This window comes from Methanolobus vulcani (assembly GCF_900100715.1).
Taxonomy (GTDB): domain Archaea; phylum Halobacteriota; class Methanosarcinia; order Methanosarcinales; family Methanosarcinaceae; genus Methanolobus; species Methanolobus vulcani.
Genome location: NZ_FNCA01000002.1, coordinates 423,254 through 448,982, shown reverse-complemented (window position 1 = coordinate 448,982; position 25,729 = coordinate 423,254). Strand labels below are relative to the sequence as shown.

The following is a 25,729-nucleotide window of genomic DNA, read 5'->3' as shown; positions in this document are numbered from 1 at the left end:
GGTGTAGGCTCAAAGGGATTAGATTCTACAGAACCGCCGGCTGAAGTAAAAGGATTGCCAAGGGGAATTGCATCAGGAGTAGATTCAAAGGGATTAGATTCTACAGGACCGCCGGCTGAAGCAAATGGATTGACAGGAGGAATTGCATCAGGTGTAGACTCAAAGGGATTGGATTCTACAGGGGCACCAGTAGAAACTGGGGTATCTGACGTTGGAAACGGAGGAACTTCCACCTGTGCGTCGATTGGCTGTGACTGAATCGGTTCAGGGGAAAAAGGTAGAGCAGATTCGCCAACTTCAGGAGAAGATGATTCGTATGGTTCATCTGAGTTGATAAAAGGTTCAAATAATGGAGGTGGAGACCTTTTCTTTGCAGGCTTTTCCATAGTCGGAGATGACTCTGGAGATTGATTCAAAGGTGGGATCATACCTAACTCATCTGCATTTGGTGGTGAATTCATAAATGGCGGCATCTCCAGAGGAGCTTCTTTTTCCTCTGAAAGAGGAACATTTGGAGGAGTGTTACCTAATGCTGAAAGGTCTGGAAGATCACCAAATGATGGAAAAGCTGCCTGTGGCACCTCTGCCTCTGTTGAGGACGGATTTTCCTCAGATATCTCTATTTTTGCCTCTTCCATTGGTATGTCGGCAAAAGCATTTGCCAGTATGTCGGGAATCGGTGGTGTAGAACTCTTTTTTTCGCCGGATGCATTTGCAGAAGATTGCTCATCTTCAACAGAAGACATGATCTCTGCTATCTTTTTATTCTCCCATGGAAGTTCACTCATAAAAACCAACTGATCAGAAGTATTGATATAATTATAATTACAAGATTATTATATGCTAGATATTTATATAAGAGTTGCTCTCAACTGAAAAAGGAAAGATCAGACAAATATAAAACATAACAGATGAGGATTAAAATATTAAAAGAGATCTATTAGAGATCATATCTAAAAAGAGTTTAGGCGCACGGGAATAATTGAGGGAATGGACGAGAGATAAAGGATGAAATTTGTGCTAAAAATTCACTTTGCTGTGAGTTTGTGCGCCTAAATGTGCATTGTTAATGATAGTATATAAGTATTTTGTATTACTTCCAAAAATCAACATAATTATGATAATATGATGAAATCAGTAAGCTGTTAATCAATAATAATAAAAATATAGTAATTAAAAATAAAATTTGTGGGCATATAATTGTGCAAAATACTCACAGAAAGATAAGAAAGTGCAATCCACACATACACACGGTTTAATTACTCCTTATCAATTCTGGATATATGGGCATTTTCTACAGAAGCATCCACAAGTTCCTCAATACCTATCTTAGCTTCCTCAACAATCATTGAATCCATTGCTGCTTTCACTTCAGGATGTACTGGTACAGCCCCGCATCCACCAGTTTCACGAATAGATATTTCATATGTCCCTATTTTTCTTGCAATGTCAATTATCTCATTTTTATCGAAAGCTATCAGTGGATGATACAGCGGTATACAAAGACCGTAAAGTTCAGCATACATATTATATGTTGTCTGAGAAGCAACCTGTCCAATGGAAGAGCCGGTAATAATTCCTGCTGCACCTTCCTTTTCCATGATCTTCAATGCAATCCTGTACATTGTGCGTTTACATAACAGACAGGTCTTGTTCTTTGAACAATTATCGATAAAAGACTGGAGATTTTCACCGTGCGGAACTTCATAATATTTAAAAGAATGACCCGGACACCATTCCTGAAGCGCTTTTAGGCAATCCATTGTTCGATTGTGGGCACGATCATCATTAAAAGGAGTGTTATTACAGTAAACCGGAATTACCTCTATTCCCCGTTTCATCATAAGCCATGTAGCAACAGGCGAATCGATACCACCGGATACAAGTGAGATCATCTTACCCTGAGTTCCCAGTGGCAGACCTCCAACACCTTCTTCAGTTTCTGTGAATACATAAGACTTACTCTGGCGCATTTCCACAAATATTTCCCTGTCAGGATTTGTAAGATCAACTGAAGGTGTGAAGCCTTTTGATTCAAGCATCTGCCAGACAGCATCTCCACATTTCATTCCGATATCACGTGAAGAAAATGAGTGATTGCCTGTACGTCTTGCCCTGATTGCAAAAGACTGACCTTCAGAGACATATCCATCTGCAAGTTCTGCGCACAAAGCTCCTGCTGCTTTAATCGTAGCATCAGTGACCTGTGCAAATGACGTGGAAACAACTCCAAATACATCAGCTGCTGCTTTTGCAGCCCTTAAATCATCACTTTTAATGAATATCCTTCCCCATTCACGAGATATAGCAGAATAAGGAATACCACGATGATCCAGCATCGCTGATATGTTCTTTACCAGGGTTTTCTCATACCAGTTGCGAACGCCTGTACTTTTTAAGGCAAGTTCACCATATCTTACAATGATAACGTTTTCCATTGATTAGCAATCAACTTTAGACTATTAAAGGTAATCGGAAAAAGTAATTTTGAAAAGATAAACATGAAAAAGATCAGCTTTGTAATTCCTTTATACTAAAATCAGAATAAGTTGAAGAATAGGAAGACCAGGATACAATAACATCATCCACTGCTACTGTATCTATTTTATCAAATGTTTTGTTCATTTCCATATAACCAATAAGTGCCTGTATAGAGGACTTATCTCCCTCAACGAAGATCTTATACAAGCCATCAGAAAGTTCCTGAGAATAACCATTTAAAGAACGTTGCCTGGCATTTTTAGCTGCATATTCATGGAAATCTCCTTTTGAGCTTCTGAGCTTTACCAGAATCGTTGCAGCGGAGAAGTTACCAGATTTTTGATTTTCATCTGACATAGAGATAAATATGTGTAGCGGGGATATAATATTTTTGAACCGAAAAATCTAAGGAAAATAGAACAAAAAAGATAAAATGAAGAAAAATAGAGAAATCTAGCGCTTTATTGAAAAATCAGTATACTCGCCTGTAGATTCTGACCACTCAACGCTAACATCCTCAACATTTGCAAGAGCAGGACCTATGTGCAGGAAGTCAATGAGGTTCTGAATAGAGGTTGCTTTGCCTTCTGCAAATACCTCAACCCTGCCGTCAGGCAGATTTCTGGCAAAACCGACAAGTCCGAGTTTTTGTGCATTATCCACGGTGAACCTGCGGAAATAAACTCCCTGAACTCTCCCGGTAACAACTATTGTTGCAGAGGAAATATCCCCTGCTTTGAATAAGTTATCCTGCATACACTTAAATTTGCAGAACGAGCTTATAAGAATTTTGGCCTCTGTGAAAGCATCTTTGCAAGGCAAAGTCCCTTGTACGGCATGCCTTCGGTTTCAGCGGCGATCCTTGCATTAAGTTCTTCAGGAGTCATTTCAACCTTCACAGGTTTCTTTGGCTCAGATTCTGCACGAATTGTCACATTGACAGTGCCGTTCTCTACTTCGCTGTCACCTACAACAACAACATATGGAATCCATTCACGACCTGCCTCACGTATCTTCTTACCAACCGTGTCTTCCCTGTCATCGATATCAACACGGCAGTTAAGTTTGTCAGCAACCTGCATGGCATAATCCATGTGTTTCTCTGCTATTGGAAGAACTCTTACCTGAGTTGGAGATAACCAGAGTGGAAGCATTGGGACTCCACCTTCTTCAGCCTTCATTGCCTCTTTCTCAAGAAGACCATAGATACAGCGCTCTATTGCACCGCTTGGTGAGCAGTGAAGAATTACCGGCCTGTTGGCACTTCCATCTGAGTCGATATAATTGATGTCATACCTTTCAGCATTTTCAACATCTATCTGTACAGTTGAGAGTGCGCTTGCCTTTGCAAGAGCATCAACAAAGTTGAACTCGAATTTAAGCACGAAATAGAAGAAACGGGTGTCCCACATCTCCACAAGTACCGGTTTATCCACGGTCTTTGCAAGGTGTGTGATGAAATCCTTGTTCTCATTATAGAAATCTCTGGTAAACCTGATAGCAACCTCGAAGTCATCTACCTTAATACCAATTTTGTCAAGGACAGCAATACACATGTTGTACTGCTTGCCGAACTGGTCTATTGCACCTTCCATATCAGCACAGAGACTGTGCATATCAGGCATAGTGAAAGCCCTGAGCCTTCTAAGACCTACGAGTTCACCACGCTGTTCCTTCCTGAAACTGTACCTGGTCATCTCAACCATCTTAAGTGGCAGATTCTTGTAGGAAATGGTCATGTCGTGGTTCATAAGGAACTGACCGAAACATGCGGCAAATCTCAAAAACATCTGTCTCTTGTCAGACTCAATTGAATACTGACGTGCTGGGAATCTGTCAAGATATTTCTTCAGGGTTGGGTGGTTCATATCGTACATCAGAGGTGTTTCTACCTCCATTGCACCAACCTTCGAAGTTTCCTCGAGTACATAGTTCTCAAGGAGTGATTTCATGAGGCGTCCTTTCGGATAGTAACGCATGTTACCGGAATCTGACCCGGGCTCATAGTCTGCCAGCTCCAGTCTGCGCATTAGTTCCACATGTGGTGGTGCTTTTTCAACAGCCCTCTTCTTGGAAATCTCGTAATCCACAAACTTTCCAAGGTTGTCATGACCTGTGAAATCAAAAGTAGTGGCATCATGAAGTTCACCATCTGGAGTCAGGACATGCCAGTAGGATTTAGCAGTGCTCTCTGCCTTAAGAGCTTCAGATACAACTTCCTCTTTAACAACTTCACCACAAGCTGAAGACTCTGTTCCAGTTGATTCGTCCGGAACAATAGAGCGTGACAGTTCAGAAAGCGGGTGTCCTTTACAGCTTATCTTGAATGCCTTGTACCAGCCAAATGGTGCTCTTTTAACAGTGAAATCACCTGAAAGTGCATCTTCAATGCCTTTAAGGACTGCAACACCTGCTTTTGGAGAAGAAAGATCTGAACTCAGATGAGCATACGGGTATACCATGATGTTCTCAGCCTTTACCTGTGTGGCCACACTCTTTATCTCTTCTACTGCCTTGGAAATAGCACCTTCGACATTTGCCTCGTCGACCTTTTCGACTGCTATGAAAGCTGTAAGAGCCTCCTCGAGTCTTCCCTGTTTAAAGGAATCTTCAATCTTTTCAGCTACCGGAGTGCTTTTTTTCACTTCATATTCAATATAATCAGAATGGATAAGTAATAACTGCATAAAATCACCTTTAAGATTCTGCTACCTTATTAGACCAATCCTTATTAACCTTTTTCAATTCACAAAAATCAGATACAAGGATGGATTAAAATCCTATTCGCTTAGTCCTTTGATTCAGCATTATCCTTGCAGATTGACATGTTCATCTGTGAGCAGATAGCAGTGTTATCATTTACGTACACCCTGTATGCCGCAATAATTGCACCAAGTACTATAGGAGCCAGGAAGAAACCGGCAACACCACCTACAAAACCACCACCAAGGAAAGCCAGAAGAATAAGGAATGGATGGATCTGGGACTTAATACTTGCAAGATATGGGCGCAGGACAAGTTCCGGTGGTGCATAAATTACAATGGATGCAACAATAAAGAACACGACGGCACTTTCAAGTCCCTGTTGCATATATCGATAAGCGGAGAGCACCAATAGAACCATGTAACCCGCAAACATCGGAATTACCGATGCCACGAATATAAGAGCTGAAAGTGCCAGTATATGAGTAAAACCAAACGCATAGAACACAATCAAAGACAGGACACTAACAATTAATGCTGCTGAAGCGTTTCCTACAAAAATCCCCTGCAGTATCACATCAAGATGTAGCACAAAACGTTCAAATTCCTGTTTATGTCCGGAAGGAACTACTTTAAATACTGCCCTGTAGAGACCATCGCCATCTGCCAGCAGAAAATAACACAGAAATATAGCAAGGAAAAGATTAATACTGAACATCACCAGGTTACGGGCATATGAAATAAGCCCTATTCTTCCAAGTAATGGCAGGATAGAGGTTGAGATATTCCATACAATTTGCTGCACATCATTGCTATATCTGGCGGGGATATCGATGGATCTTAAAATGTCAAGACTTGTGTTCATTACATAAGACTGGTTCTCGAATACCCATACTATCTGACGAAATATCTCCACTATACCGGAACCAATAATAAATACGACAGGAACTACGATACATAGTGTTGCTATGAGGGCACCTACCCGTCTGAAACGTCTGAATTTCATGAAGATGGGACGTGCTATATAGGCAAATACAAGTCCAAGCACAATACCATCAGCGAGAGGGAATAGTATATAGCAAAACAGGAGGAAAAGAAGCAAAACTACCACGAAGGAAGCTATTTTCCATTTTGCAGCAATAATACGGGAAATTCCATCTGCGTTATTAACCATTTTTAACCTACAAAGATTCTTGTTTGTTTATATAATATTTAAGCTATTAATAATTCATCCCTATACTCCCCATAATTACAATACATGAATTTACTGAGCTATAGAAAATTGTGCAAGATTCATCATAGCTTGTTTTCATATCTTAGAACAACACAGGAATCAGTACATTTGCCACAATGGATGCAATTCTCATTTATGATTACATGCCCGTTATCAATTGAAACTGCATTAACAGGACAGGCTTTGATACATATCCCACACCCTGTACACCTGTGAGCTTTCAACAACTGACGCGAGGTTTCTGCAAAAACAGAGTCTGCCAGGGATTTGTCATCTGAGTTCACAACAACATTACCTGATGAGAATATCTTTATCGTTGAAGTTTTTTCCCGGACCATAAGAAGACCAAGCTCCTCTGAAAATACGGTTTTCCCCAGTATGTTCATTACATCCCTGGTTTTCTTCATGGAAAAACCGTGTATTGAAGCTTCGATCGTATAACCTCCTGCCTTGCATGGAGATATACCTGATGTGATGTTTATACTGAACTGTGACTCTACTAAAGTTGCGCAGGCAGATATACCCATTTCCTCACAGAGTTTGATCATCTTGGGAGGAAGTTCCTTCCACCTCCAGAGCCCGTGTTCGATAAATGGATCTGACAGACCGTTCTTCTTTGCCCATTGCATGAGGAATGCTTCCCACTTTCCATGTAATTCGGGATGTAAGTCCTTTAAACGCTGGTATTCTGCTGAAAGGGATGCCGGACAAAGATAACAGCCAACTCTTTCAAAACCTAAGTCGTAAAGAGGATTATAGTCTAGCTTTCTCCAGTAGAGATAAAGCCACACCTCGATTGCTTTCCAATCCTTAATTGGGAAAATATTGAGCTGCCCGGGTACAAATGGATTGTTCTCACTAGTAGAGATGCGTGCCCTTGAGAAGGATTCATACCTGCGTTTTCCGTCAACTGTTATACATGTAGGAGCTTTTGCCAGGCATTCTTCTATTGCTTCGTTTGCAGGTGCAAGTTTGCATATCTTACAGCACCAGCGAAAGTCCTTTGCAGGAGGACCAAATGCATCCACATTGTCCCAGAAATCCGAAGCTGCCCTTTTTTCAATAAGCTTTATTCCTTTGTCCCTGCAATAATTGTGGGCAAATTCCACGGTTTCAGGAAATTCTATACCAGTGTTGAGGAAGAAAGCACTGATTTCCCTATTGTTCTGATTCCTCAATGCACTCACAGTAAGATCAAGCACCACAAGACTGTCCTTTCCGCCACTGAATGAGACATTAACCGGGAGAGCTTTGTACTCTTTCTGGTTTGCAATTCCCTTTATGGTATTCATTGCATTCCTGCCAAGCTTTCGAATGTGAGGTACATTTGCAGTCACCACATCATCCATGACTGGAACTTTCTGGTTCAATAAAACGTGTTGAGAGTCCACTTTTCTGACCCTTAGCACAGGACCATCAAACGAAGGTGCTTCTTTTGAATCACGTAAAGATATACCAAATCCTGTGAGATTACCCGACCTTATCAGGACAGTATCGTTTTCCCTGATGTCATCTGACATGGAATCAACCATGTCGTAACGGACCTTCTTTCCATTAAGATGCCTGGAATTCTTTTTCAGAACAACTGTTTTCTGTTCCGTATTCCCAAGAAGTATGTGGGCACCTAACACAGAGGGTTCAAATACATAATCCATCTTTTGCATGTCAAAACGAAGAATACCGAACACAAAAGCATCAACTATGACCTCATCAGTCTTGTCATCCCCCGGTATCTTGTTTAACAGGATTATCCTGCCACCCAGAGGATCAGCCCCAAATTCACCAATCAGAACATCATGGAGAACTTCCCTTTCGTGTGGGGAACAGAACCTCACATCTGCAGGCTGTGACAGGTCAATCTTTTTCCCTTCACTGCCACAAACCCCACATTCCTTTTCGATAATTGGTACATTACATTCCTGACACCAGAATATGTAATCTTTTTCATTGTTGGCATACTTCTGAACTGCTTTACTGCGGCTTGTTCCCCTATCCAGTTTATGTGAATGACCGGGAGACTTCCTGTATCCGGATGAAAGTGAACCTGCACTTATCACATGAGACTTACCGGAAGAACTACTTTGTCTGCTGGATTTTCCAGAACTGCTGGAAGAGGATTTGCCTTTTTTCATTGATACCATGTAGCGCTCACCAGCTTAAAAAACTGTCCGGGAAAGAAAACGAAAAATGAAGAAAATTACAGAAATAATGATTTAAATAACGAAAAATGAAGAAAACCCGGTTAAAACCGGATAATTGAGTTATAAATAATAGCCTCAATTGCTGAGATACTCATTGATCGCCTTTGCAGCAACCTTGCCCGCGCCCATCGCACTGATGACTGTTGCAGCACCTGTGACAGCATCGCCACCTGCATAGACATTATCCAGTGAAGTCTTGCCGGATTCATCAACTATAATGGTACCTCTGGAATTAGTATCAAGTCCCTCTGAACCAGAGAATATCATCGGGTTTGGAGAAGTTCCAATGGCAATGATGACGATGTCAGCAGGTATCACATGCTCAGAACCTTCTACGGCAACCGGACTTCTACGACCGGACTCATCAGGCTCTCCAAGTTTCATCTTTATGCATTCCACGCCATTGACGGTCATGTTCTCACCCTCAATAATCCTTGTAGGGTTAGTCAGAAGCCTGAAGACAATGCCCTCTTCCTTTGCATTCTCAATTTCTTCTTTCCTTGCAGGAAGTTCATCTTCACCGCGACGATAGACAATGCTTACTTCATCTGCACCAAGGCGAAGTGCACTTCTTGCAGCATCCATTGCAACATTTCCACCGCCAACTACAATGACATTCTTTCCTCTCTTGATAGGAGTATCATAGTCAGGGAACTGGTAAGCCTTCATCAGGTTAACCCTTGTAAGGAACTCGTTTGCTGAGTAAACACCATTAAGGTTCTCTCCCTCAATGCCCATGAACTTTGGAAGCCCTGCACCAGTTCCAAGAAAAACAGCATCATACTCTTTCCTGAGCTCATCAAGGGTCTTTATCTTTCCGATAACATAGTCAACCTTGACATCAACGCCAAGCTGCTTGATATACTCAACCTCTTCCTTTACGATTGCCTTTGGAAGTCTGAATTCAGGAATTCCGTATGTAAGCACACCGCCGGTGTTATGGAGTGATTCAAATATCGTAACTTCATGGCCTTCTTTTGCCAGATCTGCTGCTGCTGTAAGTCCTGCCGGACCTGCACCAATTACAGCAACCCTCTTGCCGGAGGATTCTGGACGAACTGGTGGATTTACACCTTTTTTCCTTTCGTAATCAGCACAGAAACGCTCGAGTCTGCCAATTGCAACTGGCGCTCCCTTCTTTGCCAGTACACACAATTCCTCGCACTGGACTTCCTGTGGACATACGCGTCCACAAACAGCAGGAAGCGCATTGGTAAGTTTGATAGTCTCAATGGCACCGTCAAAGTCCTCTGCCTTTATGCGGGCTATGAATCCAGGAATGTCGATGTTTACAGGACATCCGTCTACACATTTGGGATTCTTACATTCAAGACACCTGGAAGCTTCTGCAAGGGCCATTTCATCAGTGTAACCGAGTGCAACTTCATCGAAGTTCTGTGCTCTTTCCTCAGGATCCTGCAATGGCATTGCCTGTCTGTCTACCATTAGTTCTCACCTCTGCAGGTACATTTGTGATCGTAGTTTTCCTGACACTTTGATTCTTCACTTCTGTATAACGCCAGACGGCTCATAAGCAGATTGAAGTCAACTTTGTGTGCGTCAAATTCCGGACCGTCAACACATGCGAATTTTGTCTCTCCGCCAACAGACACTCTGCATCCGCCACACATACCGGTTCCGTCTATCATAATAGGATTAAGACTTACAATTGTCTCAACGCCATAAGGTTCAGTCATACCTGCTGCTACCTTCATGAGAATCGGAGGACCAATAACTACAATTCTTGCAACTTCTTCACCGCTATCAAGGATATTCTTGACGACATCTGTAACAAAACCGTGGTGGCCTTTTGAACCATCGTCTGTTGCGACATGAAGTTCGTCACTTGCTTCTCTCATCTCATCTTCAAGGATAAGAAGACTCTCGTTCCTTGCACCGATTACGGATATGACCTTGTTGCCAGCTTCACGGTATGCTTTAACCTGTGGATATACAGGAGCAATTCCTACTCCTCCGCCTACTAGAATAACGGTTCCAAGTTCCCTGACATCTGCAGGGGTTCCCAGAGGTCCGACAAAGTCCTGAAGCTCGTCTGAAGCTGACATATTTGCGAGCTGCTTTGTTGTCTTGCCCATTTCCTGGAAAATTATAGTAACTGTACCTTCATTTGCATCAAAATCAGCAATGGTCAGTGGGACTCTTTCGCTGGTCTCGTCAATACGTAATATAATAAACTGACCTGCCTTTGCGGCTCTGGCAACATCAGGTGCTTTGATCTTCATCATGTGCACTGATGGTGCAATCTCTTTTTTCTCTACAATCTGGTATGACATGTGATCACATTTTAGAAATTTGGATGGGAAATTATGGGTAAATGTGAGGGTATGATTAGGTTTATAGTACTTAAGAATTGAGATGCTAAGATGTTTAATAATAGAATAAATCCAGATATAATAGTGACTAATATATACATATAACATCATTCTAACATTACCGTGATTGAGAGGGAATAATTTGTTAATCTCTGTTGTTATACCAACATATAATGAAAAAGAAAATATTCAAATTCTTGTAGACAAGTTGATTGAAATATTCAATTCAAACAATATACAAGGAAATATTGTGATAGTTGATGATAACTCTCCCGATGGAACTGGCAAAATTGCCGATGAACTTGCTGTTTATTACAAGCCATTGGTTCATGTAATACACAGAAGTGGAAAACTAGGAATAGGAACTGCACACATAGCAGGATTTAAATACTCACTTGATAAGCTCAATGCGGACCTTATATTTTCAATGGATTCTGATTTGTCACATAATCCTGAATATTTACCCGATTTTGTTAAACTGCATAATCGAGGATATGACATAATCGTTGGCTCAAGATATGTAAAAGGTGGTGGGGTCAAAAATTGGGGACTTCATCGGAAAATTGTGAGCAAAGGAGCAAATATGCTCGCTAGCACGATTCTTGGAATAAAAATAAACGATATGACCACAGGTTACAGATGTTATTCCAGAAATGTACTTCAGAAATTGGACCTTGATGTTATTAAATCAAATGGATATTCTTTTTTGGAAGAGATACTTTATTACTGTAAAAGAAAAAGATTTAAAATTGGAGAAACACCCATTATTTTTGTAGATAGGACACTTGGCAGTTCTAAACTTTCAAAAAATGAGATGGCCAAGTTTTTTATGACCATCTTAAGATTGAGATTTCAGCATTGATCATTCTTTCAAATAAGAATTGATCTTATCTTTTTTAACTACAATCCGATTTTGAAATCAGTTTGACAGATGATATTTAGAATAAATTCATGAAATACAAATTATGCACATCCCAATATTTATGAATTCATATTCTTTATTTTGTATGCCGCAATATCGAATAATTGGAAAATGTAATCAACTATCTCCTTAATTCCAAGTTTACTTTCTCCAACTTCCCTGTTTCTAAAAACGTATGGAATCTCACAATATTTGTTCCAATTGCCTTTACCAAGTATCTCCAATCCTATTTTATAACCCCTGGGTTTGAGGTCAGAACCTGAAACTACTGATTTTTTCATCATGAAAAATCCACTTACAGGATCTGTAGATCCCCCAACTAATATATTAGCCAGAAGTGTAGCACCCCTTGAGATTAGTTTTCTTTTTAGTCCCCATCCTTGAATCTCTCCTGAACCCGCATACCTTGTACCAAATACAACATCACAACCATCTTCTATTTTATTAAAGAAAACTGGAAGTAACTCAGGAGGATGACTGAAATCACAATCAATTACTGAAATAATCTCATGTGAACAATGATTAAAGCCTTCCACAACTGCCTGTGAAAGACCTTTATCAGTTGTTCTTACAATAACTTTCAGGTTGTTATACAATTCTTGTTTTTTTCTTGCAATATCTGCTGTCCCATCTGGGGAATCATCATCTACCACAACAATCTCAAATTTAATTGAAGACTTAGTGAGAACATCTTCAAGGATATCAATCATGTTGACTACATTCTCTGACTCATTATATGTGGGAATAATAACACTTATACCTGTCATAATACCTACCTGTTGGTCATGATATATATTCCAGTTATCTGATTAACCATTACTGCATTTTCATTAAGCCAAGCTAATGCATCCCCTTCAGGATTAGCTGCAGATATGTCCCATGTAATGACGTACCAAATTTTAGAATCATATTTAGAATTTATATTAATTAGAGCTTCACTATTTGAAGCAGACTCTATGATTCGATCATCTGAATCATAGTAATATTTAAATGGTTGTGTCATGTATCCTGGAAGAAAAACGATAACATCACCGGGACTTGAAACTTCATTTAAATAATCAACTGTGCTACGCCAATCATTTTTCTGAGGATTGGAATAATACATAGACATTGATGAAAAGGAAAGGACTAACAAGATAAAAAGAACAAAAACAACAAATGATAGATTCATTACATTAGTTTCATTCCTTTTAGACGAACCAGTGTCCAGTTTAAATAAAAAGTCAGCGACACCAGTAATACCTCTGGAAATCACTATAAAATAAACTGGTAAAATGAAAAGTAAATACCTTGAAGAGAATGGCATTTTTCCAGCAAGTATGAAACTTGCAACAAAAGGTAGAATAAACAACAATCCCAGAAGCAAAGATTGATCTCTTTGATCTATATTCTTTATCATAAATATAGAGCCAATCAGGAAAAATAGCAAAAATAGATAGTAACCTGTGCCTGCTATGCTAAATTGCTGCAGAATGGAAGAGAAAAAGCTGAAAGACTGACTCATGCCCCAGGTAGGAGTATCAGATGTTCTTGAAATGCTTTGACTGATAAACGGAACAATAAGCGGAGATATGAGAACCAGAAATACAATGATACTTAGCGCAAATTGCTTTACATTCCCAATATCGGAAATTACAATCTTCTTTTCCTTAAAAGAATTTTTCAATTGCATTGTTAAATAAAAGATACCTATAGGAATAAGCACAAAGATAGTGTAATAGAAGGAATAGAAAGCAAGTGCTGATGACACTGAAAAACTCATCCATAACCATTTTTTGTTCTCAATAGAAGACCTGTAAAGGAAATAAATAGTAAGCAATGAAAAAAACATCATTTGTGAGTACATTCTGGCTTCCTGAGAATAAAATATGTGGAATACGGAGATAGAGAGAATAAAGGCACTGATAATACCTTCTCTTTTTCGGAATAAAGACTCTGCAGTTAGGTATATTGCAGGAATGCTGAGTATTCCAAAGACTGCTGATGGAAACCGTATCCAGAATTCAGAGGTACTGAATAACGTTATGAAATGAATAATAAGAAAATGAAGAGGAGGATGCCGATCTTGTATAGCATTTGCCCAGACAGATGAAATAGAATCAACATTTGACATCCTGAAAGTGCTTGCTTCATCAAGCCAAATAGACTCAGATCCTAGAGCATGAAGTCTTAGATAAGCACCCAAAAGAGTTACAAATAATAGTATCAATAGGGAAGGATTAAAATTTATCTTAGAAAATAAATCATTATTTTTTAGGGACAGAGCTGAGTTTTCTGCCCCATTTATATTAGATAAAGCAGCATTATTTGACTTTCGTTTGCTTTTTTTGGACATAATATCAACCATTCATCGGGACAGAGACTTATTAATATAACAACTATATATGTGCAATAAAATAATTTAAAAATTAGTTGTAAACATAGTATTTAACAGTATCGAGTTCCACTGAGATCATGAGAATAATTATTTATTTATTCAGAATAATAAAGAGAAGGTCATAAATGAACAACGATAAAACAGTTTTTAGTTACAGGAATGTAATTGACAAAAAAACTATAATCTCCTTTTTAGTATCTTTTGCTATCATCGCATTTCTAATAAAGAGCATTGATATTAATGAAGTTCTTAAAGCATCAAAAAACCTTAATGTGACTCTATTTATAATGGCAATTGTAGTTCATTATATTTCATTTCTTATCCGTGGACTTAGATGGAAAAAACTGCTGAAAAACATAAATGTTAATGTTGGAACTTTGTCTGTAACAGAAATGGTGTTTTTGTCATGGTTTGCAAATAGTATTGTACCTGCAAAAATGGGTGATGTTTATAGGAGTCACTTACTTAAAAAAGAAACTAATACCCCTATATCAAATACAATTGGAACTATAATGATAGAAAGGATATTTGACATCCTTTTATTACTTGTCCTTCTTAGTATTAGCGGATTCCTGCTATTTAAAAATAAAATGCCTGATGAGATATTTCATTCAATAGAAATAGGCTACATATTATTGGTTATAATTATGGTTGGGCTCGTATTTTTTATAACTATGAAAGAAAAAATGCTAAGAATAATACCTGAGAAATTCCATTTTCATTTTATAAACTTTCATGACAGTATCTTTGATTCCTTTTCAGACAGAAAGACAATGCTTTATGTAATAGTTACAACTGCATTAACATGGTTTTTCGAATCCAGCAGATTTTTACTTGTTACAAAATCAATGGGTCTTGAATTAGCCATTCCGGCAATCATATTTGTAGTCCTGGCTTCATCTTTGCTGACTGCTATTCCCCTAACACCTGCTGGTTTAGGTGCAGTTGAAGTTTCTATAGTATTTATACTTGGAATAATGGGAGTTGACACAAATATTGCAGCTGCTGTTGCACTCCTAGATCGCCTGATAAGTTACTGGAGTGTACTCTTGACTGGATCAATAGTATACATATATAGCAATCAAAAATAAGACAAATGTGTTTTTATATGATATTTTTGCATCGTGAAGTTAATATTTTAACATTATAAAAGTAAATCCAATAAATTATTGGATTTTGGGAAAACTATATCTATCAGACATAAACATCTAAAAAGTATGGTTAAGAACGTTTCGCGAAAGAGAAATGCAAACATGAAATATAGTCTATTTGGTATTCTTCTTGAAAATATAGAGAAAAGAAAATTAAAACGGGATATCCTTACACTCGCTTTTGTATCCATATTGACAAAAATAGTCATTATATTTATAACAACTAATGTATTTAATTCATTTGTAGATCTGTTTGATATTTCAGTATACTTAGGCTATGCTTTGAATACGTATCAAGGTCAGATTCCGTATGTAGATTTTTCTATCGAATATCCCCAGCTTGCGCTTGTTCCGATTCTCACTCCGCTGATATTTGCTATCATAACTCAAAACCTGAATACTTATCTTAATGTTTACCAGATGTTCATGACTATACTTGACATGTTGACAACATTATTAGTTTACTTCATTGCACTAAGATATTATAGTCAAAAACGTGCTTTTTTATCCGGCATACTTTATGCTACATCATTCTCTTCCGCATATTTTGTAATAACGAAATTCGATGCTTTCCCGAGCTTTTTACTTATGTTGTCACTATTCTTCTTCATATACAAAAGAGAAACAGCCGGATATATATGGGGAGCACTGGCATTTCTGGCAAAATGGTTCCCGGTCTTTGCTATACCCTATTATTTAATTTTTGATTATCAAAACAATAAACCGCTTTCATACATAGCAAAAAAAGCAGCAATTTCCTCCGCAGTAGTCATAGCAGTCATGCTACCTTTTTTTGCATATAATCCGTCTATGTTTATTGAGACCTACAAATTACAAATTGGAAGAGAACCTTTAGCACACAGCTTCATTTATTACATAAATTATATATTATCCAATATAAGCCATTTTTCATTACCTGCAAATGCAGCCACATTGCTCATGCTAATAGGCCAGATCATCTTATTATACAAATACTATAAATTGAATTCAAAGTCATATAAATCAGTAAGCATTTTTATCTTCTCCAGCATATTCCTGTTTGTCATTCTCAACCAAGTATTCAGCCCACAATATATCCTATGGATTACACCGTTTTTTTCCTTATTCTTATTGAATACATCTAAAGGAGTAATATTGCATTACCTCTGTCAAACTTGGTTTTACCTAGAGTTTCCGCTTCTTTACAATTCAATATACACTAATGGTCATTACTATCAATTAGGTAATGTATTTCTATCTATTCCCTTTTTATTTTTCACAATAAAGTTTGCAATTCTATTTTCGATTGCAATAACAATTTTAAAGCAAATCGATGACAGACCAGCAAACAAAAATAAGAATCAGTGACAATTAAATAGAATACACTTAAAAGTTACAGAATTGCAATGATATTTGAAAACTATAAATAACTAATACGGACCCAAATCATGAAATCCATTGTACTAGCTGGTGGCTCAGGCACCCGTCTTTGGCCGTTAAGCCGTGAAAAAAATCCAAAACAATTCTTAAAATTAAAAGAGAGATCATTTTTCCAGGATACTATTCTCAGATGTCTGGAAGTATCAGACATCTCCGAGATATTTATAGTAACGAATGAGTCACAGAAATTCTTTGTTCTCGGGCAGATAGAAGAATTAGGATATGAAATTCCGAAAGACAATCTACTGCTTGAACCAATCGGCAGAAATACACTTCCTGCAATCTCTTATGGAATATATGAAATCAAAAAACGCTTTGGAAAATCAGTAGTCGGAATATTTTCATCTGACCATATACTCGACAAAAATGCAATGGTGACAATCAGGAATGCTGAATTACTTGCCTCTGAGTACTTATTGACTTTCGGAATAGTGCCTACATCTCCACACACTGGTTATGGGTATATCAAACCAAGCATTCCACTTGGGATTGGATTCAAAGTGTCGGAGTTTAAGGAAAAACCAGATATGTCCGATGCAAGAAAATATATTCAAGAAGGATGCCTCTGGAACAGTGGGATGTTCCTTTTTGACACTGATCTATATTTTAAAGAACTTAAAAAACATGCCCCTGATATTTATGATATATTCCAGACTTTAGAGGATGTGGGCAAAATCTATGAGAGAATGCCTTCTATTTCCATTGATTATGGAATCATGGAAAAATCAGACCATGTGGCGGTGGTCAAAATAGAAGACAGATGGAGTGACCTTGGTAACTTCAATGCAATCTATGAAGAATTTGACAAGGATGAGAATAGTAATGTCATATACAACTGTGATTATGAGCTTATCAATTCATCAGGCAACCTAATTTACTCAAAGCTCGATAAGATAGTGTCACTTATAGACACCAATAACATGATTGTTATAGATACGCCCGATGCATTACTTGTATGTCCGAAAGAGAGCAGTCAGAAGGTAAAAGAAGTCGTAAGTAATCTGAAAGAGAAAGAAGATGTGCGTGCCACTCTACCTCTGACTGTATATAGGCCATGGGGATCTTACACGGTAATGGAAAGCTCCGACCGGCATAAGATAAAGAACATAACGGTACTACCTAAGAAAAAATTGAGCCTGCAGATGCATTATCACAGAAGTGAGCACTGGGTGGTCGTCAAAGGTATGGCTACAGTAGAGGTAGAAGGAAAAGAATATTTCCTGAGACAAGGAGAAAGTACTTTCATCAGAGCAGGGCAAAAACATAGACTATCTAACGATGGGAAGATACCACTCGAGATAATAGAAGTACAATTAGGCGAGTGCGTGGATGAAAACGACATTGTGAGATTCCATGATGAATACGGCAGAACATGACGTTGAACCCAATAAATAAAGATAGTAACTAAAAATTATGCATATTTTATAGAAGAGGATTAAACATGTCAAAAAATGCATTGATTACAGGCATTTCCGGTCAGGATGGATCTTATCTCGCGGAGCTACTATTGGATAAAGGATATAATGTATATGGTATTCTCAGAAGACTAAGTTCCCCTAACACATCCAGAATAGATCACATAATAAACAGTATAGAACTTATTCAGGGAGATATTACAGACCAATCGTCCCTTAATGAAGCAATGCGCGTGTCTGATCCAGATGAGGTTTACAATCTTGCTGCCCAGTCCTTTGTAGGTACTTCATGGAATCAACCGGTACATACAGCTGATGTCACCGGAATAGGTGTTGTACGTGTACTTGAAGCAGTGAAGCATCTTGCACCTTCAGCACACATGTATCAAGCATCTTCTAGTGAAATGTTTGGAAAAGTTCAAGAAACACCTCAAACAGAGAATACTAAATTTTATCCAAGAAGTCCATATGGTTTTTCAAAGGTTTTCGGTTATTGGGCATGTGTAAATTATCGTGAAAGTTATGACATGCACATAAGCAATGGAATTTTGTTCAACCATGAGTCTCCTCGAAGAGGGATAGAGTTTGTAACCAGAAAAATAACAGACGGGGTCGCACGCATTAAATACGGACTTTCAAATGAACTTCGTCTTGGAAATCTTGACGCACGAAGAGATTGGGGATTTGCAGGTGATTATGTCGATGCTATGTGGCGTATGGTCCAGCAAGAAAAACCAGATGACTATGTGATTGCCACAGGAGAAACACATTCTGTACAGGAATTAGTAGAATTTGCATTTTCAAGAGCAGGGCTGGATTGGGAAAAATATGTAGTTGTTGATCCTAAATTTGTCCGACCTGCAGAAGTGCAGCTACTACTCGGTGATGCTACAAAAGCAAAGAACGTACTCGGATGGGAACCAAAGGTCAAATTCAAAGAACTAGTAGAAATGATGGTCGATGCAGATCTTGAAAAATTAAAAAAATCAAAATAAAAGTCTATAACAATAAAGGATGCATTTTATACATCCAATTAAAATTCAACAGATCTTTTTATCGAAGCAGACTTAAGGGCTGCTTCTGCCATTTCTACTGCCCTCATCCCTATGATACCGTCTGAGAGAGGGCTGGACCGTGATCTTATGCAGTCTACAAAATTCTTCAATTCCTCTTTTAAGGGTTCAGCGTATGGAATTGGAATCGTATATGAACCTTCATTCTCAACGTTAAAACTTGTCTTACCGTCAAAATCCTGTTCAGCAATACGTATGTCGAACATCTGAAGTTCCTGTGGTTTCAGATAGTCTATCTTTGCCACCTTTTCCGAACCCACTACAATAAGGTCCCTCTGCTTTCCTGAAGCAGGCATCAGCCAGCTTTCGAACGCATAGGCTGTTGCATTATGGAACTCCATTGATATCATTGCAGTTTCTTCTATCTCTGGCTGCAAAGTGCATCTGGTATCTGCAAGGATACTTTTCGGATAATCCACATTCATCAGATAACAGAACATATCTACTTCATGTATTCCCAGAGCATATATAACACCCATATCACTCCTCGGTGCACCAAAAGAAAGACGATTGCTTGAAATAAGCCTGATGGTACCGAGTTCACCTATATTTATCCTGTGTTTTAATTCCTTTACAGCAGGGTGATGCCTGAATATATGTCCAACCATCAGTATCTGTCCAGTCTCTTCTGATATCCTTACCAATTCCTTCGCCTCAGCGATATCCATGGTCATTGGCTTTTCCACAAGTACATCCTTCCCGGCTTCCATGAACTCTTTAGCCAGCTCAAAATGAGTCGGAGAAGGAGTTACAATGCTTACAGCATCAATATCAGGATTGTCAATAAGTTCTTTGTGATTAGTCAGATAATCAATATTGAATGCACTGCCAAGTTCCTTTGCACGTTTTTCATTTATATCACATATCAATACATGATCAAGAACACCTTCAGAAACTAATTCGCTATAGGTACGAACATGGTTCTTGCCCCAGTAACCAGTACCTATAACACCAATACCGGTCATTTTACCCACTCCTGTACCTTCTCAGCAATGTACTCAATCTCCTCATCAGATAATTGTGGGTGCATTGGCAGGGACAATATCCTGTCAACACATGCATCTGTCTCCGACAAGGAACAAACTCCGGCTTCCATGCATGGCTGCCTGTGAACAGGTACCGGATAATATATACCAGTGCTTATGCCGTTCTTGTTGAGATGTGATTGTAATCCATCACGATCATCAGTCTGAATTGTGTAAACATAATAAGCATGTTTTGCCCAATCTTTCTCAGAAGGCGTTTCTACTAAACCTTTTAAAAGAGAAGTATATTTCTCTGCAACATTTCTCCTTGCTTTAGTCCATTCGGGAAGATGTTTTAGTTGAACCCTGCCAATTGATGCAGGCAGTTCGCTCATTCTAAGGTTTAGTCCAAGCATCTCATGGAGATATTTATCTGTTCTGCCATGGTCCCTTAACATTGACATTTTTGTTGCCAATTCTTCATCTGATGTAAGAACCATACCCCCATCCCCGGCTACTGTCATGTTCTTTGAAGGAAAGAAACTGAATGCTGCCATATTACCCAATGAACCAGTACGCTTTCCTTTATATTCTGCCGCATGGGACTGGCATGCGTCTTCTATAACTGATATATCATACTTACTGGCAATGGACATTATCTTGTCCATGTCAGCCGGATGACCATACAGATGGACTACAATGATAGCCTTTGTATTATCAGTAATTACAGATTCCAGCTTTTCAGGATCCAGTGTGTAGGTCATTGGATCAATATCAACATAAACAGGTGTAGCTCCCATGAATTTAGCAGGGCTGGCTGTGGCAATGAATGTATGAGAAGGAACAATTACCTCATCGCCTTCCTTTATTCCCAGTGCCATCATCGTCAGAAGAACAGCAGATGTACCAGAACTCACACCAATCCCGTAGTCTGCTCCGCAAAAGGCAGAGAATTCCTCTTCAAATGACCGGAGTTGCTCACCTTTTATGTATCGTCCACTATCAAGGACATTGTTCACTGTATTTTTAATCTCATCATCAACGTACATTTCACTTAGATTGATGTGCATTTATCTCAACTCATTTTAAAAAGAATAAGTAGTAGTGATAATAAATAATCTTCAGTATATATAAATTATTCAATCCATTCGTAAGGAACTTCAAAATAACCTACTTTACATGTCATCTCATCCAGACGACATATAACTTTTGCAGGATTCCCATATGCCAGTACATTGGCAGGTATATCTTTTGTAACAACAGAACCCATTCCAATAAGACTATTCTCACCAATTGTTACTCTGGGGCCTATGGTAACATTCCCCCCTATCTTTGAACCCTTACATAGACGTACGCTTTTTGCGCAATCCTCAAAACGAGGACATGGGGGATGAAGAACATTGAGTATTGTGGTTGAAGGACCTATCCATACATTGTCTTCAATTATTACGAACTCAGGAACAAAACAATTCGAATGTATCCTCACATTATTACCGATATTATTCTCACGTTCGACCACTGAATGAGAACCAATACTGACATTGTTACCAATTACATTGTTCTCCCGTACAAGGGCGCCATGTCCTGTCTGGAACCGATTTCCAATCTTGTTTCCTCCGTATATTACAGAATGTGATCTTATCACTGATTTATCTCCAATTGAGGTCTTTTCAGCATTATCAGGATAAAGACCTATTTCCACAAAATCCTGAACAGTTGATTCTTTTCCAATTATAGCATTATGTTTTGACATATGACCATTGCTCTTTATTAAATCATATTTTTACTCTTTCAGTGGGTTCCCAAATATGGACATCCCTTAACATATTGAACAGGCCCAGGAACAGGTAACCCTGATAAATTATGAACGAAGAAAGGACATTTGGCTTTAAACTGCCTGACATAACTGCCAAAACAAAAAGAATAATCAATGAAATACCATACAAAGGATTTATTAGAGATAGATAAACAACCCACAGTATTACTGATAAGAAGAACATTGTTGGAACTACGAAAAACATCAGCACTCTTAAAGGAAATACAATGGTTTTGAATCTGCCGCAATTTGTTGAAAGCACGTCTCTATTAAAAAACGTTGCTTCAAGGAGCCTTGTAGCCCTTCTAATTTTCTGTCTCCTCTGTTCATAGAAGCGGTCAGGAACGTACTCATAGAATTTGGCTGTCGGTACATACTGACACTTGTAACCTTTTTTAATCACAGCCAGTGCCATACTGGCATCATCAGCACCCCTACGCGTATTTAAAGTTGAAGATGCTTCTTTTTTAAATGCAACAACCGGACCATTAAAACAATAGGTGGAATGAACTTTGCTTTCCCATGTACATATTTTTCCGTAAATAGAACGGTAAGCTGCTTCTGAGTTAGAGAATACGGATTCCCCTTTTGCAATAGGAACAAGATCACCTGACACAGCCCCTACATCCGGGCTACTCAGAAGAATTGAAAGCAGATCAGGAATCGTTCTCTCATCAAAAAGTCCATCTGAACCTGTGATTACGACAATATCATGAGTTGTGTGCTCAATACCTCTGTTAATAGCTTTATTGACACCACTCCTTTCATGAGTTATGACTCTTCCCTGAATGGAATGGTCAGCTAAAACCTTTGAAGCAATGGATTCAGTGTTGTCAGAAGAACCATCGTTTGAGACAATGATTTCCATTTTGTCTACAGGATAAACTGATGCAAGATTATTTACACGGTCTTCTATTACAGCTTCTTCGTTAAAAGCAGGGATAACTATGCTTATCACAGGCAACTCATCAAGCTTTGGAGGAGCTACATACTTAGAACTGAGAGCCATTATCAGATATATCAGGTAAACTACAACAGGAATTGCTGTTGTGAAAATCAATAGAAAGAACAATATGCTCATAGATGATCATTGTGATTTATAGAATGTAGATAGGTTCTTTGGAGTAATATACTTTACAATACAAATTCTTATCTATAGCCTAATCTAGCTCATTGGAATTATTTTCTAAAATTAACATCTACTTGAACAAGTTTTCCTGTCACTATATCAATTAAACCAGATATATTACCAAAAGCTAACCTAAATCCACCTAAATTTCTCTCCCATATACTTTGCATAATATTTATAGTAATTTCACCGATAAGCGACCAGTAATATAGAGAAACCGAGAGATCAGTATTCTTTTTTACAAAATGATAGCGATTTATAACTGCCATTTTACCAAGAATATAGTTCCTTTTAATATTGTATGGAGGAGGGTTGTGCTCGAGACGTGCGTCAGAAAGGACGACTAACTTGTAATTCCTTGCAACTCTATGACTAAACTCTACATCTTCATAGTAGGCCCATCCTTTGTACCATTCATCGAATTCATATTTGTCTAGAATGTCTTTTTTCCAGACTGTTGCACCCCCACATAACCACTCAGAATAGGTATTTTGTTCAAGAGGATAAACCCCGGTATTAAAACCTGAACGGAGAACTTTTCCAGGGACATTGCTTTCTATCATGAAAAACCGTAGTAGAGGTTTGGTCAATGATTTTCGAACTGGATTATTTGTGATGTTAAAAGAAGTACCCCCTATATCGTCAGCACATGTTTCCCAAAATGATAACAGTTTTTCAACTGCATTCATTTCCAGCTCTATATCATCATCGAGATAACCTACAAGAGTTATTCCCTCATTCACAACCTTGAAACCTGCATTTCTCTGTTTCGTCAAGGAAGGCGGATAGACACGTATGTAATCAATACCTTTCGATAAGAAATGTTGGATATCATTTTCAATTGGTTCGTCGCTCCCATCCACTATTATTACCTGATCTGGCATAACAGTCTGTTTTTCTACACTATTTAACATTTTATTTAAGAGTTCCTGACGATTTCTTGTGGGAACGATTAAAGAGATCTTATGCTTAAAATGCGCCATAGTATCACTTTGTTTGTAAATCAGTATATGTTGTAGAGAATTTACCTACTCGATCTCTAACGTCGAATATAGAATTGTAGACCATCACATCTGATTTTGCAGAATTTCTTTGATCACAGTTTTCACAAATAAGCCCACTGTCCTCAAAATTCCCATTTTCATGGCACTTAAGGATTAATTGGAAAGCATCAGAATTGAAAATATCATTCAATGAATCTGTTTTCAAGTCACCCAGTAATAACTTACCATTATAATCAAAACAACACATGTTAACTGTACCATCTACCTGTATCTGCAATGGAGTATTCCAAGGACGTCCACATGTCTTCAATTTGTCTTTCTGAACTTGACGATAACTTTTCCCATTTACCCAGTTATGTGGTTTCCATACTTCCACCAAATCAACACGTTCTTTCCAGAAATCAATCCATTGTTGGGTTTCAGAACTGTTTATAGCATCAACGATATTATAGGTAAGAATAATTTGTGTGTGGGATTTAATCTCAGAAATATCAATCAAGTTCTGCTTTACTTTTTCAAACATAATGATGTTTGAGATTCCATGCACACGACAATAAGAAGATGATGATATCCCATAAAAACTAATGCGAATGGAATCCACATTCATATACTGCAATTTCTTAAACGTATCGACGGTCAATTTTGAACCATTGGTCAGTATAAGTACTTTGAAACCCTTACTCTTTGCATATTTTATTTTTTCAAATAGACCCTCATCGAGCAGTGGCTCACCAAAACCAGAAAATGTTATAGTGTCATATTGTTTTGTCTCGAAGCGAACTTTATCAAATAATAATTTAAAAAGTTCGAAAGACATAGTTTCTTTGTTTCTTGTGAAAGTCCCTCTCGGGCAAATTACACAATTATAATTGCATTTCGTGGTTGTTTCAAACCTGATTTCATTATTAATGGGAATCATTGTTTCAGTTCACCGATCAACTTTAATTCAGAAGCAGATTGCGCATCAGCTTCCAATTCTTTTATCACTAATTCTATAGTAGACTGCCATCTGTTACCTTCTGAGAGAATATATTTGATTATATCTCTGACAGCACCTTCCCCACCATTGAAAGCAGACACGTATGATACATAGGACTTTATTTCCTCTGGTGCATCCTTAACAGTAGCAGGAAAACCGACTTTTTTCAATACGGGTACGTCGACTACATCATCTCCAATATAACACATTTTGTTGAGAGGAATACTCTCAGAAGAGCTAATTTGCTCAACGACAGCAAGTTTGGATTTTGCATCCTGAAACAGATAATCAATATTCAATTCTTTGCCCCTTAACTCAACAGCTTCGCTCTGACGACTAGTTATAAAACCAATCTTTATGCCACATCTTCTTGCAATTGATATTGCCATTCCATCCCTTACATTAAATTCCTTGAATTCAGCATTGTTGTTGCCAAGAATAACTGTACCATTTGTAAGTACACCGTCGACATCCATAAGAATAGCACTTATACCTTCACGTTCCAAGTTTTGAATTTCTGACATGAT

The 25,729-nt window shown here is 38.3% G+C and carries 23 protein-coding genes; 5 read left to right on the top strand and 18 right to left on the bottom strand.

The window, feature by feature from the left end; all coding sequences use genetic code 11:
• The 9 genes from BLP52_RS04815 to BLP52_RS04775 all read right to left on the bottom strand — a co-directional run.
• On the bottom strand, nucleotides 1–788 hold a 788-nt coding region (locus tag BLP52_RS04815; protein WP_154717789.1), incomplete at its 3' end, for a hypothetical protein.
• Between the two features lie 471 nt (nucleotides 789–1,259).
• Nucleotides 1,260–2,438: a tRNA uracil 4-sulfurtransferase ThiI gene (gene thiI, locus BLP52_RS04810; RefSeq protein WP_091709140.1), complete on the bottom strand. Its 1,179-nt coding sequence runs from the start codon at nucleotides 2,436–2,438 to the stop codon at nucleotides 1,260–1,262.
• 73 nt (nucleotides 2,439–2,511) lie between these two features.
• On the bottom strand, nucleotides 2,512–2,838 hold the full coding sequence (locus BLP52_RS04805; protein ID WP_091709139.1) for an acylphosphatase: 327 nt from the start codon (nucleotides 2,836–2,838) through the stop codon (nucleotides 2,512–2,514).
• 96 nt (nucleotides 2,839–2,934) lie between these two features.
• A complete protein-coding gene (locus tag BLP52_RS04800) occupies nucleotides 2,935–3,237 on the bottom strand; it encodes an acylphosphatase (RefSeq protein ID WP_091709137.1) in 303 nt (100 codons plus the stop codon).
• Nucleotides 3,238–3,260: 23 nt separating this feature from the next.
• Complete coding sequence (locus tag BLP52_RS04795; RefSeq protein ID WP_091709135.1) at nucleotides 3,261–5,168, bottom strand: threonine--tRNA ligase; 1,908 nt, start codon at nucleotides 5,166–5,168, stop codon at nucleotides 3,261–3,263.
• A 101-nt stretch (nucleotides 5,169–5,269) separates the two neighbouring features.
• Complete coding sequence (locus tag BLP52_RS04790; protein WP_091709133.1) at nucleotides 5,270–6,358, bottom strand: AI-2E family transporter; 1,089 nt, start codon at nucleotides 6,356–6,358, stop codon at nucleotides 5,270–5,272.
• A gap of 122 nt (nucleotides 6,359–6,480) precedes the next feature.
• A complete protein-coding gene (locus BLP52_RS04785) occupies nucleotides 6,481–8,559 on the bottom strand; it encodes a phosphoadenosine phosphosulfate reductase domain-containing protein (protein WP_238380720.1) in 2,079 nt (692 codons plus the stop codon).
• Nucleotides 8,560–8,694: 135 nt separating this feature from the next.
• On the bottom strand, nucleotides 8,695–10,065 hold the full coding sequence (gene gltA, locus BLP52_RS04780; RefSeq protein ID WP_091709131.1) for an NADPH-dependent glutamate synthase: 1,371 nt from the start codon (nucleotides 10,063–10,065) through the stop codon (nucleotides 8,695–8,697).
• Nucleotides 10,065–10,913 carry a sulfide/dihydroorotate dehydrogenase-like FAD/NAD-binding protein gene (locus BLP52_RS04775; protein ID WP_091709129.1) on the bottom strand — a complete coding sequence of 283 codons (849 nt, stop codon included), beginning with the start codon at nucleotides 10,911–10,913 and terminating at the stop codon, nucleotides 10,065–10,067. The genes gltA and BLP52_RS04775 overlap by 1 nt, the downstream gene beginning before the upstream one ends.
• 181 nt (nucleotides 10,914–11,094) lie before the next feature.
• Between BLP52_RS04775 and BLP52_RS04770 the strand changes: the two genes are divergently transcribed.
• Nucleotides 11,095–11,814, top strand: coding sequence for a polyprenol monophosphomannose synthase (locus BLP52_RS04770; protein WP_202905726.1), 720 nt, complete (start codon nucleotides 11,095–11,097; stop codon nucleotides 11,812–11,814).
• Between the two features lie 119 nt (nucleotides 11,815–11,933).
• On the opposite strand, the gene BLP52_RS04765 is transcribed toward BLP52_RS04770, so the two are convergent.
• Together BLP52_RS04765 and BLP52_RS04760 are read right to left on the bottom strand one after the other, a co-directional pair.
• Nucleotides 11,934–12,641 carry a polyprenol monophosphomannose synthase gene (locus BLP52_RS04765; RefSeq protein WP_091709127.1) on the bottom strand — a complete coding sequence of 236 codons (708 nt, stop codon included), beginning with the start codon at nucleotides 12,639–12,641 and terminating at the stop codon, nucleotides 11,934–11,936.
• 5 nt (nucleotides 12,642–12,646) lie between these two features.
• Nucleotides 12,647–14,221 carry a glycosyltransferase family 39 protein gene (locus BLP52_RS04760; protein WP_091709125.1) on the bottom strand — a complete coding sequence of 525 codons (1,575 nt, stop codon included), beginning with the start codon at nucleotides 14,219–14,221 and terminating at the stop codon, nucleotides 12,647–12,649.
• 155 nt (nucleotides 14,222–14,376) lie between these two features.
• Between BLP52_RS04760 and BLP52_RS04755 the strand changes: the two genes are divergently transcribed.
• From BLP52_RS04755 to gmd, 4 genes are all read left to right on the top strand, one after another.
• A complete protein-coding gene (locus BLP52_RS04755) occupies nucleotides 14,377–15,342 on the top strand; it encodes a lysylphosphatidylglycerol synthase transmembrane domain-containing protein (RefSeq protein WP_091709123.1) in 966 nt (321 codons plus the stop codon).
• A 126-nt stretch (nucleotides 15,343–15,468) separates the two neighbouring features.
• Nucleotides 15,469–16,749 carry a hypothetical protein gene (locus tag BLP52_RS04750; RefSeq protein WP_154717788.1) on the top strand — a complete coding sequence of 427 codons (1,281 nt, stop codon included), beginning with the start codon at nucleotides 15,469–15,471 and terminating at the stop codon, nucleotides 16,747–16,749.
• 80 nt (nucleotides 16,750–16,829) lie between these two features.
• Nucleotides 16,830–18,197, top strand: coding sequence for a mannose-1-phosphate guanylyltransferase/mannose-6-phosphate isomerase (locus tag BLP52_RS04745; RefSeq protein WP_091709120.1), 1,368 nt, complete (start codon nucleotides 16,830–16,832; stop codon nucleotides 18,195–18,197).
• Between the two features lie 65 nt (nucleotides 18,198–18,262).
• Nucleotides 18,263–19,231 (top strand): GDP-mannose 4,6-dehydratase, encoded by a 969-nt coding sequence (gene gmd / locus BLP52_RS04740; RefSeq protein WP_091709119.1) that lies wholly within the window; start codon nucleotides 18,263–18,265, stop codon nucleotides 19,229–19,231.
• Between the two features lie 38 nt (nucleotides 19,232–19,269).
• On the opposite strand, the gene BLP52_RS04735 is transcribed toward gmd, so the two are convergent.
• From BLP52_RS04735 to BLP52_RS04705, 7 genes are all read right to left on the bottom strand, one after another.
• A complete protein-coding gene (locus BLP52_RS04735) occupies nucleotides 19,270–20,274 on the bottom strand; it encodes a Gfo/Idh/MocA family protein (RefSeq protein WP_091709117.1) in 1,005 nt (334 codons plus the stop codon).
• The gene (locus tag BLP52_RS04730) at nucleotides 20,271–21,344 is read right to left on the bottom strand and encodes a DegT/DnrJ/EryC1/StrS family aminotransferase (protein ID WP_091709115.1); all 1,074 of its coding nucleotides are present in this window, start codon (nucleotides 21,342–21,344) and stop codon (nucleotides 20,271–20,273) included. The genes BLP52_RS04735 and BLP52_RS04730 overlap by 4 nt, the downstream gene beginning before the upstream one ends.
• Nucleotides 21,345–21,409: 65 nt before the next feature.
• The gene (locus BLP52_RS04725) at nucleotides 21,410–22,027 is read right to left on the bottom strand and encodes an acyltransferase (RefSeq protein ID WP_091709113.1); all 618 of its coding nucleotides are present in this window, start codon (nucleotides 22,025–22,027) and stop codon (nucleotides 21,410–21,412) included.
• 22 nt (nucleotides 22,028–22,049) lie between these two features.
• Nucleotides 22,050–23,171 (bottom strand): glycosyltransferase, encoded by a 1,122-nt coding sequence (locus BLP52_RS04720; protein WP_091709111.1) that lies wholly within the window; start codon nucleotides 23,169–23,171, stop codon nucleotides 22,050–22,052.
• Between the two features lie 98 nt (nucleotides 23,172–23,269).
• Nucleotides 23,270–24,202, bottom strand: a complete 933-nt coding sequence (locus BLP52_RS04715; RefSeq protein ID WP_091709109.1) for a glycosyltransferase family 2 protein — start codon at nucleotides 24,200–24,202, stop codon at nucleotides 23,270–23,272.
• A 4-nt stretch (nucleotides 24,203–24,206) separates the two neighbouring features.
• Nucleotides 24,207–25,142, bottom strand: coding sequence for a radical SAM/SPASM domain-containing protein (locus tag BLP52_RS04710; protein ID WP_091709108.1), 936 nt, complete (start codon nucleotides 25,140–25,142; stop codon nucleotides 24,207–24,209).
• Nucleotides 25,139–25,726, bottom strand: coding sequence for a KdsC family phosphatase (locus BLP52_RS04705; RefSeq protein ID WP_162272937.1), 588 nt, complete (start codon nucleotides 25,724–25,726; stop codon nucleotides 25,139–25,141). Before BLP52_RS04705 ends, BLP52_RS04710 begins: the two co-directional genes overlap by 4 nt.
• Nucleotides 25,727–25,729 lie beyond the last annotated feature (3 nt).

Excerpts from the sequence above, each read along its gene's own strand:
- thiI (WP_091709140.1), bottom strand. The coding sequence starts at position 2,438 with ATGGAAAACGTTATCATTGTAAGATATGGTGAACTTGCCTTAAAAAGT.
- BLP52_RS04805 (WP_091709139.1), bottom strand. The coding sequence starts at position 2,838 with ATGTCAGATGAAAATCAAAAATCTGGTAACTTCTCCGCTGCAACGATT.
- BLP52_RS04800 (WP_091709137.1), bottom strand. The coding sequence starts at position 3,237 with ATGCAGGATAACTTATTCAAAGCAGGGGATATTTCCTCTGCAACAATA.
- BLP52_RS04795 (WP_091709135.1), bottom strand. The coding sequence starts at position 5,168 with ATGCAGTTATTACTTATCCATTCTGATTATATTGAATATGAAGTGAAA.
- BLP52_RS04790 (WP_091709133.1), bottom strand. The coding sequence starts at position 6,358 with ATGGTTAATAACGCAGATGGAATTTCCCGTATTATTGCTGCAAAATGG.
- BLP52_RS04785 (WP_238380720.1), bottom strand. The coding sequence starts at position 8,559 with ATGGTATCAATGAAAAAAGGCAAATCCTCTTCCAGCAGTTCTGGAAAA.
- gltA (WP_091709131.1), bottom strand. The coding sequence starts at position 10,065 with ATGGTAGACAGACAGGCAATGCCATTGCAGGATCCTGAGGAAAGAGCA.
- BLP52_RS04775 (WP_091709129.1), bottom strand. The coding sequence starts at position 10,913 with ATGTCATACCAGATTGTAGAGAAAAAAGAGATTGCACCATCAGTGCAC.
- BLP52_RS04765 (WP_091709127.1), bottom strand. The coding sequence starts at position 12,641 with ATGACAGGTATAAGTGTTATTATTCCCACATATAATGAGTCAGAGAAT.
- BLP52_RS04760 (WP_091709125.1), bottom strand. The coding sequence starts at position 14,221 with ATGGTTGATATTATGTCCAAAAAAAGCAAACGAAAGTCAAATAATGCT.
- BLP52_RS04755 (WP_091709123.1), top strand. The coding sequence starts at position 14,377 with ATGAACAACGATAAAACAGTTTTTAGTTACAGGAATGTAATTGACAAA.
- BLP52_RS04750 (WP_154717788.1), top strand. The coding sequence starts at position 15,469 with ATGGTTAAGAACGTTTCGCGAAAGAGAAATGCAAACATGAAATATAGT.
- BLP52_RS04745 (WP_091709120.1), top strand. The coding sequence starts at position 16,830 with ATGAAATCCATTGTACTAGCTGGTGGCTCAGGCACCCGTCTTTGGCCG.
- gmd (WP_091709119.1), top strand. The coding sequence starts at position 18,263 with ATGTCAAAAAATGCATTGATTACAGGCATTTCCGGTCAGGATGGATCT.
- BLP52_RS04735 (WP_091709117.1), bottom strand. The coding sequence starts at position 20,274 with ATGACCGGTATTGGTGTTATAGGTACTGGTTACTGGGGCAAGAACCAT.
- BLP52_RS04730 (WP_091709115.1), bottom strand. The coding sequence starts at position 21,344 with ATGCACATCAATCTAAGTGAAATGTACGTTGATGATGAGATTAAAAAT.
- BLP52_RS04725 (WP_091709113.1), bottom strand. The coding sequence starts at position 22,027 with ATGTCAAAACATAATGCTATAATTGGAAAAGAATCAACTGTTCAGGAT.
- BLP52_RS04720 (WP_091709111.1), bottom strand. The coding sequence starts at position 23,171 with ATGAGCATATTGTTCTTTCTATTGATTTTCACAACAGCAATTCCTGTT.
- BLP52_RS04715 (WP_091709109.1), bottom strand. The coding sequence starts at position 24,202 with ATGGCGCATTTTAAGCATAAGATCTCTTTAATCGTTCCCACAAGAAAT.
- BLP52_RS04710 (WP_091709108.1), bottom strand. The coding sequence starts at position 25,142 with ATGATTCCCATTAATAATGAAATCAGGTTTGAAACAACCACGAAATGC.
- BLP52_RS04705 (WP_162272937.1), bottom strand. The coding sequence starts at position 25,726 with ATGTCAGAAATTCAAAACTTGGAACGTGAAGGTATAAGTGCTATTCTT.